This is a genomic window from Brachybacterium phenoliresistens (assembly GCF_039530785.1).
Classification (GTDB): domain Bacteria; phylum Actinomycetota; class Actinomycetes; order Actinomycetales; family Dermabacteraceae; genus Brachybacterium; species Brachybacterium phenoliresistens.
This window is the reverse complement of record NZ_BAAAOW010000022.1, coordinates 1-1,478: the sequence shown is the minus strand read 5'-3', so window position 1 is coordinate 1,478 and position 1,478 is coordinate 1. Positions and strand designations below refer to the sequence as shown.

Genomic DNA, 1,478 nt, shown 5'->3' with positions numbered 1-1,478 from the left:
GGGGGGTGTCCCTATGTTCCGAGTCAAGCCGCGAGGGCGGCTGGGTCGGGGCTGGGGACGTTGATGGGTGGTTGGTAGTAGGTGCCGTTGCGGAGCATGGCGAAGATGACGTTGCATCGGCGGCGGGCCAGGCAGATCACCGCTGCGTTGTGGCGCTTGCCCTCGGCGCGTTTGCGGTCGTAGTAGGCCTTGGAGACAGGGTCGGAGTGCGAGGCGACCCAGGAGGAGTAGAACAGGGCGTTCTTGAGGCGCTTGTTACCGGATCTGGCGGGGAACTCGCCCCTGATCGAGGTGCCGGAGCGTCGCGTGACCGGTGCGATGCCGGCATAGGCCGCGAGGTGGCCGGCACTCTCGAACGTGCTGGCATCGCCGATCGCGAGGAGGATCTGGGCGGCGGTCTTGATGCCGATCCCCGGCATGCTCATCAAGACCCCGGCGAGAGGGAAGTCCTCCAGCATGGCTTCGACCTCCCGGGCCACTGTCGCCCGCTGCTCCTTCAGCTCTTTGACCTGGCCTGCGACTCTCGGGATCACCAGTTCCACGGCCGCGGTCGCCGGAACGACCACGGTCTGCTCGTCCAAAGCCGCGAAGACCTGGTCGATCAGAGCCTCGGGATCACGGCGCGCGTGGGCGCGGGCGAACCGGAGAACTCTGCCTCTGCCGGCAGTTCTGAGTCCGGTGGGTCCTGCGAACTTCTCCAGCAGGTCCAGCACGATGCCGGTGGAGAGCGTGCCGCCGGTGAAGACGCGTTCGAGGGCGGGATGGATCTGGGTGAGCAGCGACCGGATCCTGTTCAGCGCTCTGGTGGTCTCCTGGGCGAGGTCCTCGTCGAAGCCCGCGAGGACCTTCAACGCGGAGAGGACCTCGTTGTCGCGGTCGACGGCCCGGAGGGTATGAGGCATCGTCCGGGCGGTGTCGGCGATGATGAACGCGTCCCGGGCATCGGTCTTCGACCGGCCCGGATACAGGTCCGCGGCCTTCCGCATCGCCAGCCCGGGCAGGTAGGCGACTGCGCAGCCGCAGTCCTTGGCGACCGCGATCGGCAGTGCCCCGATGGTGTTGGGCTGGTCCACGACCATCAACACCTCTCCGTGCTTCTGCAGGCCTGTGAAGACCTCGCGCAACTCGGCCTCGTCCTGCGGGAGAGGCTTGTCGAACAATCTCTCACCGTCAGGGTCGAGGGCGCAGGCGTGGTGCCCGGTCTTCCCGACGTCCAGGCCGATCACGACCGTGAATCTGGGATCCATGATGTCGTCCTCCTTGAACGCATCACTGCTGGTCACAGTCGCGACACCCGATGCCGGCACCCACGTTACGACGAGACCTCAGACTGTCCTGGGCCGTGTCCCTATCAGCGGTCAACGCGTGTCTCTCGACCGGGCGGCAACACCCCCCGGACCATTGATGGCAGGGCAACAAAGCCATACCCGGCCGAGCGACCAGACCCCGACCATCGGGGCCCTCACAAGGTAACGGGG

Annotated in this window: 1 protein-coding gene; it reads right to left on the bottom strand. The window is 66.6% G+C overall.

The genetic code is table 11. The features are described 5' to 3' along the window. Positions 1–23: 23 nt before the first annotated feature. Positions 24–1,247 carry an IS110 family RNA-guided transposase gene (locus ABD234_RS19095; RefSeq protein WP_038371013.1) on the bottom strand — a complete coding sequence of 408 codons (1,224 nt, stop codon included), beginning with the start codon at positions 1,245–1,247 and terminating at the stop codon, positions 24–26. Positions 1,248–1,478 lie beyond the last annotated feature (231 nt).